Origin of the sequence: Streptomyces spiralis (genome assembly GCF_014654675.1) — a bacterium.
GTDB classification, from domain to species: Bacteria; Actinomycetota; Actinomycetes; order Streptomycetales; family Streptomycetaceae; genus Streptomyces; species Streptomyces spiralis.
In genome coordinates, this window is record NZ_BNBC01000041.1 from 69,151 (window position 1) to 85,236 (window position 16,086).

At 71.1% G+C, this 16,086-nt stretch carries 15 protein-coding genes and 1 riboswitch; of the genes, 3 read left to right on the top strand and 12 right to left on the bottom strand.

The features are described 5' to 3' along the window. Positions 1–59: 59 nt before the first annotated feature. The 6 genes from IE318_RS32945 to IE318_RS32970 all read right to left on the bottom strand — a co-directional run bounded on the left by IE318_RS32945 (position 60) and on the right by IE318_RS32970 (position 6,787). Positions 60–1,202, bottom strand: a complete 1,143-nt coding sequence (locus IE318_RS32945; RefSeq protein ID WP_189906238.1) for a glycosyltransferase family 4 protein — start codon at positions 1,200–1,202, stop codon at positions 60–62. A gap of 61 nt (positions 1,203–1,263) precedes the next feature. Beyond that, entirely contained in the window at positions 1,264–2,454 is a 1,191-nt protein-coding gene (locus IE318_RS32950; RefSeq protein WP_229903905.1) for a hypothetical protein, read from the bottom strand. A 54-nt stretch (positions 2,455–2,508) separates the two neighbouring features. Then, complete coding sequence (locus IE318_RS32955) at positions 2,509–3,561, bottom strand: C40 family peptidase (RefSeq protein WP_189906240.1); 1,053 nt, start codon at positions 3,559–3,561, stop codon at positions 2,509–2,511. 260 nt (positions 3,562–3,821) lie between these two features. Continuing rightward, the gene (locus tag IE318_RS32960) at positions 3,822–4,856 is read right to left on the bottom strand and encodes a C40 family peptidase (protein ID WP_189906242.1); all 1,035 of its coding nucleotides are present in this window, start codon (positions 4,854–4,856) and stop codon (positions 3,822–3,824) included. Between the two features lie 277 nt (positions 4,857–5,133). Further along, the gene (locus tag IE318_RS32965; RefSeq protein WP_030182018.1) at positions 5,134–6,483 is read right to left on the bottom strand and encodes an NYN domain-containing protein; all 1,350 of its coding nucleotides are present in this window, start codon (positions 6,481–6,483) and stop codon (positions 5,134–5,136) included. A gap of 64 nt (positions 6,484–6,547) precedes the next feature. Beyond that, on the bottom strand, positions 6,548–6,787 hold the full coding sequence (locus IE318_RS32970; protein ID WP_018567422.1) for a hypothetical protein: 240 nt from the start codon (positions 6,785–6,787) through the stop codon (positions 6,548–6,550). 157 nt (positions 6,788–6,944) lie between these two features. Between IE318_RS32970 and IE318_RS32975 the strand changes: the two genes are divergently transcribed. Both IE318_RS32975 and IE318_RS32980 read left to right on the top strand, forming a co-directional pair. Continuing rightward, a complete protein-coding gene (locus IE318_RS32975; RefSeq protein ID WP_229903906.1) occupies positions 6,945–7,697 on the top strand; it encodes a rhomboid family intramembrane serine protease in 753 nt (250 codons plus the stop codon). Continuing rightward, positions 7,694–7,975, top strand: coding sequence for an Lrp/AsnC family transcriptional regulator (locus IE318_RS32980; RefSeq protein WP_189906246.1), 282 nt, complete (start codon positions 7,694–7,696; stop codon positions 7,973–7,975). The genes IE318_RS32975 and IE318_RS32980 overlap by 4 nt, the downstream gene beginning before the upstream one ends. Positions 7,976–8,014: 39 nt before the next feature. Here the strand turns inward: IE318_RS32980 and IE318_RS32985 are convergent, their stop codons facing one another. The 6 genes from IE318_RS32985 to ctaE all read right to left on the bottom strand — a co-directional run bounded on the left by IE318_RS32985 (position 8,015) and on the right by ctaE (position 15,308). Then, on the bottom strand, positions 8,015–9,376 hold the full coding sequence (locus tag IE318_RS32985) for an aminotransferase class V-fold PLP-dependent enzyme (RefSeq protein WP_189906248.1): 1,362 nt from the start codon (positions 9,374–9,376) through the stop codon (positions 8,015–8,017). Positions 9,377–9,540: 164 nt separating this feature from the next. Then, positions 9,541–9,657, bottom strand: a riboswitch (SAM riboswitch). A gap of 254 nt (positions 9,658–9,911) precedes the next feature. Next, on the bottom strand, positions 9,912–10,976 hold the full coding sequence (gene trpD, locus IE318_RS32990; protein WP_189906250.1) for an anthranilate phosphoribosyltransferase: 1,065 nt from the start codon (positions 10,974–10,976) through the stop codon (positions 9,912–9,914). 151 nt (positions 10,977–11,127) lie between these two features. Next, positions 11,128–12,765 carry a cytochrome bc1 complex cytochrome b subunit gene (gene qcrB / locus IE318_RS32995; RefSeq protein WP_189906252.1) on the bottom strand — a complete coding sequence of 546 codons (1,638 nt, stop codon included), beginning with the start codon at positions 12,763–12,765 and terminating at the stop codon, positions 11,128–11,130. Next, positions 12,762–13,820, bottom strand: a complete 1,059-nt coding sequence (gene qcrA, locus IE318_RS33000) for a cytochrome bc1 complex Rieske iron-sulfur subunit (RefSeq protein WP_030181999.1) — start codon at positions 13,818–13,820, stop codon at positions 12,762–12,764. Before qcrA ends, qcrB begins: the two co-directional genes overlap by 4 nt. After that, positions 13,817–14,626: a cytochrome bc1 complex diheme cytochrome c subunit gene (qcrC, locus tag IE318_RS33005; RefSeq protein WP_030181997.1), complete on the bottom strand. Its 810-nt coding sequence runs from the start codon at positions 14,624–14,626 to the stop codon at positions 13,817–13,819. The genes qcrA and qcrC overlap by 4 nt, the downstream gene beginning before the upstream one ends. A gap of 61 nt (positions 14,627–14,687) precedes the next feature. Beyond that, a complete protein-coding gene (gene ctaE, locus IE318_RS33010; RefSeq protein ID WP_030181994.1) occupies positions 14,688–15,308 on the bottom strand; it encodes an aa3-type cytochrome oxidase subunit III in 621 nt (206 codons plus the stop codon). 196 nt (positions 15,309–15,504) lie between these two features. Between ctaE and IE318_RS33015 the strand changes: the two genes are divergently transcribed. Beyond that, positions 15,505–15,903 carry a response regulator gene (locus IE318_RS33015; RefSeq protein ID WP_189906254.1) on the top strand — a complete coding sequence of 133 codons (399 nt, stop codon included), beginning with the start codon at positions 15,505–15,507 and terminating at the stop codon, positions 15,901–15,903. Positions 15,904–16,086: the final 183 nt, after the last annotated feature.

The window sequence follows — 16,086 nt, forward strand, 5'->3', positions numbered from 1 at the left end:
CCAGCGCGGCCGGCCGCGTTCGGCCCTCCGCCGCACGCCCCTCGGCCCGCCGGACGCCGCTACAAGAGTTCCTTGAGGCGGTCCGCCAGCAGGTCCCAGCGCCACTTCTCCTCGACCCACCGGCGGCCCCGCTCCCCCATGCGGCGGCGCAGTGCGGCGTCGCCGAGGAGGGTGACGATGCGGTCGGCGGCCTGCTCGGGGGAGCCGCCGCGCACGACCCAGCCGGTCTCGCCGTCGAGGACCGCGTCGGGCGCTCCGCCGGAGTCCCCGGCGACGACGGGCAGCCCCGTCGCGGACGCCTCCAGGTAGACGATGCCCAGGCCCTCGACGTCGAGCCCGCCGCGCCGGGTGCGGCAGGGCATGGCGAAGACGTCGCCGGCGCCGTAGTGCGCGGGCAGCTCGGCCCAGGGCACGGGGCCGGTGAAGCGCACCGAGCCGGCCACCCCGGTCTCGTCCGCGAGCCTGCGCAGGTCCTTCTCGTACGGGCCGCCGCCGACGATCAGCAGCACCGTCTCCGGCTCGGCGGCCAGGATCCGGGGCATGGCCCGGATCAGGGTGTCCTGCCCCTTGCGCCGGACCAGCCGGGAGACGCACACGACCACCGGCCGGTCGGTGAGCCCGAGCCGGGCCCGCACCTCCTCACCGCCCGAGGCCGGGTGGAAGGTCTTCTCGTCCACGCCGGGCGGCAGCTGCACCATCCGCGCGCCCGCCTCGGGGGTGAGCGCGGTGGCGATCCGGGAGCGGGTGTACTCGCCGAGGTAGGTGATCGTGTCCGTCGACTCCCCGATGCGCCGCAGCAGCCCGCGTGCGGCGGGCAGCTGCGCCCACCCGGCCTCGTGCCCGTGCGTGGTGGCCACCAGCCGCCGGGCGCCCGCCCGGCGCAGCGCCGGCGCCATCAGCCCGAGCGGCGCCGCCGCCCCGAACCACACCGACGTGCACCCGTGCTCGCGCAGCAGCCCGGTGGCGCGGCGGGTCGCCGCCGGTGTGGGCAGCAGCATCGTCGTACGGTCCCGTACGACGGTGAACGGCTGCTCGGCGTCGAAGGCGGCCGTGGCCTCGACCCCCTCCCGGCTCCGCTTCCAGGTGGAGGCGTAGACGACCAGCCGGTCCGGGTCCAGCCGCAGCGCCATGTTGTGCAGGAACGCCTGGATGCCGCCCGGGCGGGGCGGGAAGTCGTTGGTCACGATGAGGGTCTTGTGCATCGCCGCCGACCCTACCCAATCCGCTCCGGGCGCCCGGGACGGCCGTACCTGTCCCCCCGGCTCACCCCAGCTGTGTGCGCAGATACTCCCGCCACTGCCCGGTGAACGCCTCCAGCGTCGTGCCCAGCACGGTCCTCAGCGCGTCCTCGACCGCGCCCGCGCGCCGCTGGTGTACGCCCACGGCCCGGTAGAAGTCGTCCAGCTTCCCCTCGCCCCAGCGGTCGGCGATCATCCGGCAGGCCATCCAGCCGCCCTCGTAGGCCTGGGCGAGCCGGGTGGCGTCACCGGCGAAGCCGAAGTCCCGGTCGGCGGGGAGGGCGGCCGGCACCTTCCCGTCGGTCACGGCGTGCTCGAGTTCCGGCGCGGCCTGGTCCGGGGTGCGTCCGGAGTTCCGGTAGCCGACCCAGTCCGCGTAGCCCTCGGAGAGCCACAGCGGGGTGGCCGGGTTGGTGTGGGCGCGGGTGGCGACATGGGTGGTCTCGTGGGTGAGGACGACCTGCCGGCCGAGCGGCCCGAGCATGCCGTACGCGTCGGGGTTCACGATGATCCGGTCGGCCGGGGCCTGCCCGGTGCCGCCCGCCTCGCCGGTGGTGACGGCGGCGATCCCCCGGTAGTTGGACGCGGGCGAGCCGAGCAGCGCGGCCATGCCGTCGAGGGACTTGGGGACGAGGACGACGACGTGGCGGCTCCAGTCCGTGCCCCAGGCGTCCGAGACCGCGGGCACCGCACGGTCGGCCAGGCCCGCGTAGCCCCGCAGGGTCCCGTCGCTCTGCCCGACCCCGAGGACGATGCCGCTGTGCCCCCGGACCACCGACACCGGGCCCTGGTCCCACAGTTGCTGGGCGGACTTGCGCGCGGGCCGGTCGGAGACGACGTACCACTTCCCGTCGGCCGTGGTGGACAGGGTCAGGGTGCGGCCGGCGGTGACGGGCGCCCGGTCGTAGCCGGTCACCCGGTAGCGCAGTTCGGCGTCGGCCACGGCCCCCTCGCCGGTGCGGCGCAGCGCGGTGACGCGGTAGGACCAGGCCGCGAAGGGCACGGCCTTCAGGTCCGGGTACGGCGCCCGGGTGCCGGTGGCGGCGAAGGTGGCCGGATCGTGGTGCAGGACGGCAGCCGCGCGCCGGTCGAGCAGCCGCTGCACCTGTTCCCTGGCCGTGCCGGTGGCGGTCTGGCCGCCGCACGCCGCCAGCGAGGCGAGCAGCAGGCACACCGCCACCATCGAGGATCTCGACACCCGCCTTCGACCAGCCATTTCCCGATGGTACGGCGCCGGGGCGCCACCGCCAGACCCCGGTGACCGAGGAGATCAGACCCTGGTGACCGAGGAGATCGGCATCATGCCGACCGGGTCGTAGCGCACGGGTGCGCCCGGGTAGGGCGCGTGGATGACCCTGCCGTGGCCGACGTACATCGCGACGTGGCTGGCGTCCGACCGGTAGACGACGAGGTCGCCGGGGCGCGCCTGGGACAGCGGGATCTGCCGTCCGGCGTGGCGCTGCTCCTGCGAGGTGCGCGGCAGATGCACCCCGGCCTGCGCGTAGGCCCACTGCATCAGGCCCGAACAGTCGAAGCCGGAGGGGCCGTTGGCGCCCCAGACGTAGGGGCGGCCGAGCGCGGAGCGGGCCGCGGCGACGGCGGCGGCCGCGCGGGCGGAGGCGGCCGGGCCGCCGTCGAGCCCGGAGAGACCGGACACGCCGGGCAGCAGGTCGTCGCGGCCGGAGCGGGAGGCCCGGTCGTAGGCCTCGCGCTCGGTCGGGGACAGGGAGTTGAGCAGCGCCCGGGCCCGGGCCAGCTTCTGCTCGACGGTCCGCTTGTGGGCGACGACGGCCCTGCGCGCCTTCTCCAGTTCGGTGAGGGCGCGGGTGGCCTCGGCGCGCTCCTGGACGAGTTCCCGCAGCGCCTGCCGCAGGTTCCGCAGCTCGCCGGCCTGGTGGGTGCCGATCCGGTCGAGCGTGGTCGCCTTGTCGAGGTAGTCGGCCGGGTCGTCGGAGAACAGCAGGGCGAGGGACGGGTCGAGGCCGCCGGAGCGGTACTGGGCGCCGGCCAGGGAACCCAGCGATTCCCGCAGGGTGTTGACGCGCTGCTGCCGCCGGGCGATGCGGTCCTGGGCGTCGCGGACCTGCCGGTGCAGCAGACCGGCGCGCTCATCGGCCTTGTCGTAGGCCTCGGTCGCCTTCTCGGCCTCCTGGTAGAGGCGGTCGACCTCGGCGCCGGTGCCGCCGTGCGGGGCGGCGAGGGCCGGGCCGGCCGGCAGGGCGCCGAGGACGGCGGCCGCGGCGGAGACCGCGGTGAAGGCGGCACGGGCGGTGCCGGCGCCCCGGACGAACCCGGACGGTGCAAGGCGGCGATGGGACCCCACGGGAAGCCGAACTCCCTCCACTGGCCAACACGGACAGCCTCCCCGGGTGCCGGGACGCGGGGCGCGTCCCGGCGGTGGGGGAAACGGCGCCGACAGTAGCCCCGCGCACACGCTCCGGCCGAGCCCCTCGACGGGCGCACAGCACGGCGCCCCGCCTCCGACGCAGGTCAGGGGCGGGGCGTGAGGTCAGTGCGGGTTGATGCGATTCGCTCGTTCGGGCGGCACCGAGTGGAGCGCCGGGAGGCGGAAGCGGATGCGGCTCAGACGCGGACGCCGAACTGGAAGGGCATGTTGCCGATCGCCTCGTAGCGCACGCTGGCGCCGGTGTGCGGGGCGTGCAGCACCTGGCCGTTGCCCGCGTAGAGGCCGACGTGGTGCAGGTCGCCGTAGAAGAAGACCAGGTCGCCGACCTGGAGCTGGCTCTGCGAGTAGATGCGGGTGCCGATGTTGGCCTGCGCCTGGGAGGTGCGCGGTATGGAGACGCCGGCCTGGGCGTAGGCCCAGGAGGTCAGGCCCGAGCAGTCGAAGGAGGACGGGCCGGTGGCGCCGTAGACGTACGGGGACCCTATCCTGCTCTGCGCGGCGGAGAAGGCCGCTCCGGCCCGGCCCGAGGCGGGGGCGCTGTTGCCCATCGTGGCGCGCTCGCTGGCGCGGGTGGCGCGAGCCTGGTCGGCGGCGGCCAGGTCGGCCTTCTCCTTCGCCGTGAGGGAGTTGAGCAGCTTCTGCGCCTCGGCGAGCTTGGCCTTGACCTCGTCCTTCTTCTTGCCCAGCTCGGTGCGGGTGGAGGCGAGGTCCTTGAGCTTCTCGGTGGCCTCGGCGCGCTCCTGGGCCAGTTCGCGCTGCTTGTCCTGGATCTTCTTCAGCGCGTCGACCTGCTGACCGCTCAACTGGTCGAGCGTGGAGGCCTTGTCCAGGTAGTCGTCCGGGTTGGAGGAGAGGAAGAGCTGCAGGGACGGGTCGATGCCGCCGGAGCGGTACTGACCGGCCGCGAGCGAACCCAGGCTGTCGCGCAGCTTGTTGAGGTCCTGCTGGCCGCGGGCCACGTTGTCCTGGATGGTGGAGATCTCCTTCTGGAGCTTCTCCTGCTTCTCCTTGGCCCCGTTGTACTTCTCGGTGGCCTGCTCCGCCTCCTCGTAGAGCTTGTCGACCTTGGACTTGACCTCGTCCTTGCTCGGCTTCGCGCTCGGCGCCGCGTTGGCCGCCTGCGCGCTGATGGCGACGGCGGCGGCTGCTGCGGTGGTGAGCACGGTCACACGCGCACGGCTCGGCTGTTTGGGTCGACGGTGGGAGGCCACGAAAGCGAGCTCCTTCTTGTGAGTGATCACCCGCTTGGAGGTTCGAGCCCAGACCCTAGTGACCTCATCGTGATGAATTCAAATCCTCACAGCAAAAAATCCCGTCACAGCATGCATTCTTTGCACACAACTCACAGCGCGTGAGACACGGTTGACACTACGTTGCGTGACGGTTCCGTCAATTCGGGCGTTAAACCTCTACGTTGCGATTGATGCGTAGATTGCCTTATGCCCGGTTTGCACCCTGCGGGAAGGGTGGCGTCACGCGTGAGACGGTTCAGCCGCGCGAGAGGCGCTTCAGGAGCACCAGCGACGCCACCGGGCGGGCCCCGGCCCGGGCGACCCCGTCGGCCACCTCGCGGTCGGTGGAGGCGACGATGACCGGCCGGCCGGGCGGCTCGGCGCGCACCAGCTGACGGATCAACTCGTCCGCCGTGACACCCGGTTTGGAGAAGAGCACCCGTACTCCGCGCGGCGGCGCGAGCAGCACCGGCGCGGCCAGCTCGGCCCCGTCGAAGACACAGGTGACCTCGGCGCCGGTCTGCGCGGCGAGCTGCGAGAGCTGGCCGAGCAGCCTGAGCCGCTGCTTCTCCAGCGGCATCTGGGGATAGCCGGTCTTGGTGACGTTGTAGCCGTCCACGACGAGATGGGCCTGCGGCAGCGCCAGCAACTGGTCGAGGATCGCGGGGTCGTGCTCGGACAGGGCACGGGCGGCGATGTCCTTCGGGGTCATCCGCCCCGGTTCGACCGCGTCCACGGTCTCGGCGGGCCGTACGGACACCGGCGGCAGGGCCAGTTCGCGGCGCAGCCCCTGGGCCGCGTCCAGCACGGTGTCCAGCAGCAGCCGGACCCGCATGTCCTCGACGCTGCGTCCCTCGCGGGCCGCTCTGCGGGTGGCCTCCAGGGCGGCCTCCGCCTCGCCCAGGCGGGCCTTGAGCCGCCGGGTCTCGCTCTCGGCGGCCGACACCTGCGCCTGCCCCTCGGCGCGCAGGGCCTCCATCTCGGCGCGCGCCTTGCGCAGGGCGGCCTCGCCGCGCTTGACGTCGCTGAGCGCCGCACGCAGCTTGCGGTGCAGCGACTCGGTCTCCTTCTTGGCCGAGTCCAGTTCGGCGCGCAGCCGTTCGGTCTCGGTGCGGGTCTGCTCCCGGGCCGCGGCGAGCTGAGCGCTCAGCCGCTCCAGCTCGGCCCGGCTCTCCTCGTCGGCGCGCTCGGCGTGCGCCCGCTGGGCCTCCTCGCCGGCGGCGGTCACCAGCTTCACCCAGCCCGCCGGGCGCAGTACGTAGGCCGCGGCCGCCACGTCGAGCGGATCCGCGGCCGGGGGCGGCGAGCCGGAGTCGAGGGCGCCGGACAGTTCCGGCTGGGCCTCTCTGAACTTCTCCCCGACGCGCTGCCGGAACAGTGTGTCGGTCTCCAGCGCCGCAGCCATGGCGTTGCCCGCGAACTTGGCTCTGCGGTTGGGGGCGAACCGGGCGTACTGGCGCAGCTGCGCGGGCAGCTCGGCGACCGTCAGACGGCCGAAGGCGTCGGCCACGATCTGCACGACCCTGCGGCGCACCCCGTCGGGCAGCGGACGGTCGAGCACCTCAGCGGCGCCGTCGCCCGGCTCCCCGCCTTGTGTCTCCACCATCCGTCACCCCAATGCCTTGCGGGACCCCCCCGGCGGGGGATCACCTGTGCGGGGCCCGCTCCGCTCAGGAGCCGGCGCCCGGCCTGTCCACGAGTTCCACCTTGTCCACGGCGTTGCACCAGCGGCAGCGCACCGACTCGATGGTCTCACTGACCACCTCGCGCTCCTCGACCGTGGGCTCTCCGGCCAGGTCCAGGTGGACGTACTCGACGACCTTCGACGAGCGCGTCACGTCGAAGCGGGTGAGGTTGCCGCAGAGGGTGCAGCGCCACCGTGTGGTGGCGGTCGGCAGGGGAACCGTCATCGCGACCTGTTCGCCTTCCTTCTAGTGTCCGTGACGCGCCAGCTTCCCTGGAGCGCCGGCTCGTAACCCTACGGCCTGGCGACCACTCGCCGCCCGGGTGTCCACGGCGGCGAGGCGGTCTGCGCTGATGCGTCCTGTTACGCCATGCTCTGTGCACATGATCGGGTACAGGAACGCGGTGGCCGCCCGGACGGTCAGGGCCCTCAGGGCGGTACGGACCATGCCGGCGCCGGTGACGCGCGCCCTGATCGTCCTGTGCTGCGTCGTCTTCGTGATCTGCCCTGCCTCGGGCCTCACTCCCTTCTACGGCAGCGGGGACGCGCTGCTGCTCGCCCAGCGGTCCTACTTCGAGCGCTGGGGTGTGATCCCCGCCGAGCTGTTCTCCGGGGCCCCGCGGGCCGTCCTGACCCCCGCGACGGCCCTCTTCGTGCACGGCAGCTGGGTGCATCTGCTCGGCAACATGCTCTTCCTCCACGTCTTCGGGGCGATGACCGAGGAGCGGATGGGCCGCGCGCAGTTCACGCTGTTCTACCTCGGCTGCGGCTATCTGGCCCTGCTGGGCTACGCCGCCGCGTACGCCGGCTCCGGGCAGACGCTGGTGGGGGCCTCGGGCGCGATCTCGGCGGTCCTGGGGGCGTTTCTGTATCTGTTCCCGCGGGCCCGGGTGACCAGTCTCTTCCCGTTCCTGTTCTTCCTGCCGCTGCGGCTGCCCGCCTGGGTGGTGCTGCCGTTCTGGGCGGCCCTGCAGTGGCTGGCCGCGCGGCAGGCCGGCCAGGGCCCGGGGGTGGCCTACCTGGCCCACGTCATCGGCTTCGGCCTGGGCTTCGCCTACGCGTGGGCGAGGTACGGGCGGCCCACTAGAGTGAAGGTCACCCCTGCTCCGGCCCCCGAGGGAGAGAACCAGCCGTGATCACCGCGATCGTCCTCATCAAGACCAGCGTGGACCGGATCCCCGAGATCGCCGAGCAGATCGCCTCGCTGGAGAGCGTGAGCGAGGTCTTCTCCGTCACGGGGACGTACGACCTCATCGCCATGGTCCGGGTGCGGCAGCACGAGGACCTGGCGGAGATCATCCCGGGGCGGATCAGCAAGATCCCCGGGGTGGAGGCCACGGACACGCACGTGGCGTTCCGCACCTACTCGCAGCACGACCTCGAGGCGGCGTTCGCCATCGGGCTGGACTCCTGACCCGACCGCCCGAACGCCGCCTCACCGGAGGGCGTCGGTTCACACCGCGGGGACGCAGCGGCCGTCCTCCGTGCGGTACTGCCACTTCGCGCCGTCGCGCACCAGTTCCCGCACCGCCGTCACGAACCGCTCCACGTGCTCGTCGGGCGTGCCCGCGCCGAAGCTGACGCGGATGGCGTTGAGGGACTTCTCGCCGGGCGCGGCCTCGGGGGCGCCGCACTCGCCCTGGGTCTGCGGGTCGCTGCCCAGCAGGGTGCGCACCAGCGGATGGGCGCAGAACAGTCCGTCGCGCACACCGATGCCGTACTCGGCGGAGAGCGCGGCGGCGAAGTGGGAGCTGTTCCAGCCCTCCACGACGAAGGAGATCACGCCGACGCGCGGGGCGTCGTCCCCGAACAGGGAGAGGATCTTCACCTCGGGGACGCCGGCGAGACCCTCCCGCACCGTGCGGATCAGGTACTGCTCGCGGGCCACCAGGGTGTCGAAGCCGGCCTCGGTCAGCGCCTTGCAGGCGGAGGCGATGGAGTAGGCGCCGATGACGTTCGGGGAGCCGGCCTCGTGGCGGGCGGCGCTGTCGTGCCACTCCACGTCCACTCCCCCGTCGGTGCGCCGCGTGACCCGGCGGCTCGCGCCGCCGCCCGCGAGGTACGGCTCGGCCTCGCGCAGCCAGTCGGCACGGCCCGCGAGGACTCCGGAGCCGAACGGGGCGTAGAGCTTGTGGCCGGAGAAGGCGACCCAGTCGACGTCGAGGTCCGTGACCGACACCGGGTGGTGCGGGGCGAGCTGGGCGGCGTCCAGGACGATCCGGGCGCCGTGCGCGTGCGCGGCGGCGGCCAGTTCCCGTACGGGCCACAGCTCGCCGGTGACGTTGGAGGCGCCGGTGACGCAGACCAGGGCCGGGCCGTGCGGATCGCGGTCGGCCAGGGCCCGCTCCAGCGTCGACACGGCCTGCTCCGGGGTGCGCGGCGCGTTGAGGTACGTCACCTGCGCGTCCCGCCACGGCAGCAGCGAGGCGTGGTGCTCGGTCTCGAAGACGAACACCCGGCAGTCGGCCGGGATGGCACGGGCCAGCAGGTTGAGCGAGTCCGTCGTCGAACGGGTGAAGACCACCTGGTCCCCCTCGCGGCAGCCGAGGAACTCGGCGACCGTCCTGCGGGCGTTCTCGAACAGGTCGGTGGACAGCTGCGAGAGGTAGCCGGCGCCGCGGTGGACGCTGCCGTAGTACGGCGCGTACGCCGCCACGTCGTCCCAGACGCGCTGGAGCGCGGGGGCGCTGGCCGCGTAGTCGAGGGCGGCGTAGGTGACCTCACCACCCGTCACGAGCGGCACGGTGACATCCCGGCCCAGAACGGGCAGCGGGGCACAAACGGACTGGTCGGCGGCAAGGGTGGAGACGGACATGGGTGAACTCCCGTGGAAGCAGGCGGAATCACCACGCGAGCGGACACGGCTCGAGCGTGGAGAGAGGTGAAAGGGGGATGCGGAGGCGGGGCTCTGCGGCCCTAGCGCATTCGCTTGCTCACGGAAGGCTCCCTCGTACGACCAGGACCCCTGGTTTCGCGAGGGGTCCGCGCTTGCCGTAGACCTCGCTGCCTACGACCTGGTCCTCACCCGGGGCACCCCGCCACGGACGGAGGGTTGCCGGACAGCCGGCCGGGGCCACATGGCTGTCACTCATGACCTGGACAGGAACGTACGCGAAGTGATCGTGGTCCCGCAACCCGAGTCCGGATCGCGGGACCGCGACACCTTCGGTCACGCTAGGTCCTGCCGTCGCATTCCCGTCGTCCGCCCGCAGGGCGGGCCGGGCGGCGTCTGGTGCGTGCGATCGCAAGGCGCCGGAGCGCCCTCGTGGCGGAGCCACGTGGGCGGTTCGGCAACGCCGCGAGCGTGCGTGCCAGGCGCCGCCGGGCAGGCGGGAATGTGACGGCAGGACCTAGGTGTTGCTGGCCGCCACCCAGCGCTCCAGCGTGCGTCGGGCCGCGCCGGAGTCGATGGACTCCGCCGCCTTCTCCATGCCGGCCCGGATCTGCTCCACCAGCGTCCCGGAGCCCGGCTCCAGGGCCACCAGGGCCGCCGCCGAGTTCAGCAGCACGGCGTCCCGTACGGGGCCCTGCTCGCCGTCCAGCAGGCGACGGGCGACCTCCGCGTTGTAGGAGGCGTCGGCGCCGCGCAGGGCCTCCACGGGCACCAGGTCGATGCCGACCTCCCGCGGGTCGAAGGCCTCCTCGGTGACCTTGCCGTCCCTGACCACCCACACCCGCGAGGTCGCGGTGGTGGTCAGCTCGTCGAGGCCGTCGTCACCGCGGAAGACCAGGGAGGAGTTGCCGCGCTCGGCGAAGACGCCCGCCACGATCGGCGCCATGCGCAGGTCGGCGACGCCGACGGCCTGCGCCTTGACCCTGGCCGGATTGGTCAGCGGGCCAAGGAAGTTGAACGTGGTGCGGATGCCCAGCTGCCCGCGCGCGGCGGCGACATGGCGCAGGGCCGGGTGGAACTTCACCGCGAAGCAGAAGGTGATGCCGGCCTCCTCCGCCACCTGGGCCACCCGCTGCGGGGTCAGCTCCAGATTGACGCCCAGCTTCTCCAGCACGTCGGAGGCGCCGGACGCCGACGACGCGGCACGGTTGCCGTGCTTGACGACCTTCGTGCCCGTGCCCGCGACGACGATCGAGGACATCGTGGAGATGTTCACCGTCTTCGCGCCGTCACCGCCGGTGCCGACGATGTCGACGGTCGACCCGGGGACCTCGATCACGTTCGCGTGCTCGTACATCGCCCGGACCAGGCCGGTGATCTCCTGCACCGTCTCGCCCTTGGCGCGCAGCGCCACGGCGAAACCGGCGATCTGGGCGTCCGTCGCCTCGCCCCGCATGATCCGGTCCATCGCCCAGGCGGTGTCCTCCGCGCTCTGGTCGTGGCCCTCCAGCAGTCCGTTCAGCACCCGGGGCCAGGAACGGCCCGCCGCGGTGTCGCCTCCAGCGGGGGTCACAGCGCTCATATGCCGCTCCTGGGTGGGTTCGGTGTCCCGGGCTACGGGACGCGGGTCTCGACGGCTCCAGCCTATCCAGCCCGGGGGCACGGCGAAGGGCCCCGTCCGGGGTTCGGACGGGGCCCTTCGACCGTGGCGTGGCGACGCTCGGATTCAGTGATCAGTGGTGGCCGTGGCCGCTCGTGATCTCCTTGTACTCCTCGACGGTCGGCTTCGGGATCTGGCTTTCCTCGCCGTAGAACGCGCCGCTGAGCTTGGCGCGCAGCTTCTTCGTGCCGGAGATCTTCCGCTCGACGCCGTTCTCGTCGACCGTCGGACCGAGCTCGAGCGGCTCGTACTGGTGGTGAGCGGTGAGGGTGTAGAGCTGCTCCTGGCTGAGCGGCTCGTGGACCTCGATGAACTCACCGTGCGGCAGGCGCTTGATGATGCCCGACTCGCGGCCGTGCAGCACCTTGTCCTTGTCCCGGCGCTGCAGGCCGAGGCAGATCCGCTTGGTGACGACGAACACGAGGACCGGCACGACGAAGAACGAGACCCGGACGAACCAGGTGATCGCGTTGATCGACAGATGGAAGTGGGTGGCCCACAGGTCGTTTCCACCGCCGACCAGCAGCACGAAGTACCAGGCGATCCACGCGGCACCGAAGGCCGTGCGGGTCGGGGCGTTGCGCGGACGGTCCAGGATGTGGTGCTCGCGCCTGTCGCCGGTGACCCAGGCCTCCAGGAACGGATAGATCGCGATCGCCACCAGGACCAGGGGGAAGATCACCAGGGGTACGAACACGCCCAGCACGAGCGTGTGGCCCCAGAAGTTGATCTCCCAGCCCGGCATCGTACGGATCAGGCCCTCGGAGAAGCCCATGTACCAGTCGGGCTGGGCTCCGGTGGACACCTGGTCCGGACGGTAGGGGCCGATGGCCCAGATCGGGTTGATCTGCGCGACCGCCGCGATGGCCGCGATGACACCGAAGACCAGGAAGAAGAAGCCTCCGGCCTTGGCCATGTAGACCGGCAGCAGCGGCATGCCGACGACGTTGTTGTTGGTCTTGCCGGGGCCCGCGAACTGCGTGTGCTTGTGGTAGAAGACCAGGATCAGGTGGCCGACCACCAGGCCGAGCATGATGCCCGGCAGCAGCAGGATGTGGATCGAGTAGAACCGGGCCACGAAGTCGTGACCGGGGAACTCGCCGCCGAAGAGGAAGAACGACAGGTACGTGCCGATGATCGGCACGGACAGGATCGCACCCTCCATGAAGCGGACACCGGTGCCGGAGAGCAGGTCGTCCGGGAGCGAGTAGCCGGTGAAGCCGGTGAACATGCCGAGGACGAACAGCAGGAAGCCGAACATCCAGTTGATCTCACGCGGCTTGCGGAACGCACCGGTGAAGAACACGCGCATCATGTGCACGAACATGCCGGCGAGGAAGACCAGCGCGGCCCAGTGGTGGATCTGCCGGATGAGCAGACCACCGCGCACCTCGAAGGAGATGTGCAGGGTCGAGTTGAACGCCTCGCTCATCAGCTGTCCCTGGAGCGGGACGTAGCTGCCGTGGTACACCACCTCGTTCATCGAGGGGTGGAAGAACAGCGTCAGATACACACCCGTGAGGATGATGATCAGGAAGCTGTAGAGGCAGACCTCACCCAACATGAACGACCAGTGGTCGGGGAAGATCTTGCGCATGTTCGCCTTGGCCAGGCTGTAGATGCCCAGCCGGCCGTCGACCCAGTCGGCGAGCTTCTCGCCGGCCGGTTCCTTCCCGCGCGAGCGGGTCGTGTTGCTCGCTGTAGTACTCATCCGCGCTCCCAGAATGCAGGACCGACGGGCTCCTCGAAGTCGCCGAGCGCCTGGAGGTAACCCTCGCTGTCCACGCCGATGCGCAGCTGCGGCAGGGCGTGACCGGCGGGGCCGAAGATCACTCGGGCACCGTCGGAGAGGTCGAAGGTGGACTGGTGGCACGGGCACAGCACGTGGTGCGTCTGCTGCTCGTACAGGGAGATCGGGCAGCCGACGTGGGTGCAGATCTTCGAGTACGCCACGATGCCCTGGTGCGACCACTCCAGCTCGCGCTTGTCCTTGATGTTGTCCGGCTGGAGCCGGACGATCATCAGGGCCGCCTTGGCGATCTCGGTCTGGAAGTCCTCGTTCGTCTCCTCCAGGCCGTCGGGCTTGGCGAAGGTGAGCGAGCCGACGGCGACGTCCTCGGGACGCAGCGGCTGGTTGGTGTTCATGTTGACCAGGCGCTTGCCCTTGGCCCACATGGTGTGGCGGAGGCTGGTCCCGGGCAGCGTCCCGAGGTCGCGCAGCAGGAACAGGCCGGACAGCGGCACCAGGGTGAGCGCACCCAGCATGGTGTTGCGGATCAGCGGACGGCGGCCGATCGCGGACTCCTTGGCGCCCTGCTTGAAGTCGGCGTGGACCTTCGTGCGGACCTCGGGGGACGCCTCGATCGGGTGACGCTCGTCGGCGATCTCCGCGTCGGACATCAGGGTGCGGGCCCAGTGGACCGCGCCCGCGCCGATGCAGAACAGCGCCACGCCGAGGGTCAGGCCCAGCGCGAAGTTCATCGCGCTGACGTGCCCGATCGGGAAGACGTAGATCGACTTGTCGTTCGGGATCGTCACGTAGGAGGCGATGAAGCCGATGGTGGCCAGCATCGACACCGTGAACAGCAGGGCGACGGCGCGCTCGGACCGCTTGGCGGCCCGCTCGTCGATGTCCTGGATCCGGTGCTCGTGGGGCGGCAGGCCCGGGTCGGCGAACGGGTTCTTCTCGTCCGCGACCCTCACGGCGCCGTGCGGTGCGCCCTGCTCGGCAGGCAGGTTCTCTTCTGGAATGTCTTGGCTACTCATGACTTCTTGGCCTTTGCGGTCCGGGCGGCGACCCACACGGCGACGGCGATCAGTGCGCCGAGGCCGAAGATCCACGCGAACAGACCCTCACTGACCGGCCCGAGGCCGCCCAGCTCCAGACCGCCCGGGTTCACCGTCTCGTCGCTGTTGACCGCGTTCAGGTACGCGATGATGTCCTTCTTGTTCTTCGACGACAGCGTGGTGTCGGGGAAGGAGGGCATGTTCTGCGGGCCGGTCTGCATGGCCTCGTAGATGTGCCTCGGCGCGACGCCCTCGAGGTCCGGGGCGAACTTGCCGTGCGTGAGCGCACCGCCCTTGCCGGTGAAGTTGTGGCACTGCGCGCAGTTGGTGCGGAACAGCTCGCCGCCCTTGGCGATGTCCGCGCCCTCCGGGCTGTACTCGTTCTTCGTCGGCACGTTGGGGCCGGCGCCCAGGGAGGCGATGTAGGCCGCGAGCTGGTCGATCTCGCCCTGGCTGTAGATGACCTTCTTGCGCGGGACCTGCGCGCCCGGCTGCTGGGCCGGCATACGGCCCGTACCGACCTGGAAGTCGACTGCCGCAGCGCCCACGCCCACCAGGGACGGACCGTCAGTGGTGCCCTGACCACCGGTGCCGTGGCAGCTGGCGCAGCCGACCTCGTAGAGCTTCTTGCCCTCCTCGATGGTGAGGGACTGGGCGGAGTCGTCGGCCTTCGCCTTGCTCGCGGGCGCGAACGCGGTGTACAGCCCCCCCGTGGCCGCCAGCGCGAGAAGTAGGACGACGACCGCCGCCAGCGGATGGCGTCGTCGTGCGGAGAGCTTTTTCACGGATTACCCCGGTGTCAGGATCTTCTGCGTCGATGCTTGCGGACTTGGATCGGTTCGTCGGCTACTTGATCAGGTAGATCGTGGCGAAGAGGCCGATCCAGACGACATCGACGAAGTGCCAGTAGTAGGACACGACGATGGCCGCGGTCGCCTGCTCGTGGGTGAACCTCCGGGCCGCGTAGGTGCGGCCGAGGACCAGCAGGAAGGCGATGAGACCGCCCGTCACGTGCAGGCCGTGGAAGCCGGTGGTCAGGTAGAACACCGAGCCGTACGGGTCGGAGGAGAGCGAGAGGCCGTCCTCCTTCACCAGGCTCGTGTACTCGTAGATCTGACCGCCGATGAAGATCGCACCCATGATGAAGGTGACGATGAACCAGCCCCGGAGCTTCTTCACGTCACCGCGCTCGGCGGCGAACACGCCGAGCTGGCAGGTGAGCGAGGAGAGCACCAGGATCGTGGTGTTCACCGAAGAGAAGGGGACGTTGAGATGGTCCGCCATCGACTTCCAGTGATCGGGTCCCGTCACCGATCGCAGGGTGAAGTACATCGCGAAGAGGGCCGCGAAGAACATCAGCTCGGAACTCAGCCAGATGATGGTTCCGACGCTGGTGAGGTTCGGCCGGTTGACCGACGGGTGCGCGTGCCCGGTTTCTACTGTCGTTGCTGTCGCCACGACCGACATTATGTCGGTCGCTTATCTCGCGCTCACTCCGGGGGGTGCCGTTCGGAGTGTTGGCGGGGTGTGCCCAGCTCGTATGGCCCATCGAAGGGGTGTTCCAAGCGGTGTTGACCAGGAGTTGAAGGGAGTAGCATCCGCGCCATCGGTACCCGGAAGTTCCCGACCCTAGCTGTGTCTTCTCGAGATGCGTGGAGGAACAATGCAGGCGACCGCCACGGTGCTGGTCTACAGCGACGACGCGGGCACCAGGGAGCAGGTGCGGCTGGCCACCGGCCGCAGGCCTGCCCAGGACGCGCCGGTCGTCGAGTTCGTGGAGTGCGCCACCCCCGCGGCCGTGCTCAGTGAGCTGGAGCGGGGCGGGATCGACGTCTGCGTCCTGGACGGCGAGGCCGTGCCCATGGGCGGCATGGGGATGTGCCGGCAGATCAAGGACGAGGTCTTCGACTGCCCTCCGGTGCTGCTGCTCATCGGGCGTCCGCAGGATGCCTGGCTGGCCACGTGGAGCCGGGCCGACGCGGCGGTCACCCTGCCGGTGGAGCCGGTGGAGTTCGCCGCCGCGCTGGCGTCTCTGCTGCGGAGGAAGGCCCTGGCCGCCTAGGGCCTGTCCGGCGGATCATGGCGCAGACGCGGGGCCTGGCACGCCCATCTGCGGCGTTGTCGTCATTCGCCGACGCTCCGCGTCGACTCCCTCCTCCGCCTTGCATCTGGACGCACCAGCCCCCGCTCACCTGAGTTGACCGGCGCCGCCGCTTGCCTGCACCTTGATCCGCCGGACAGGCCC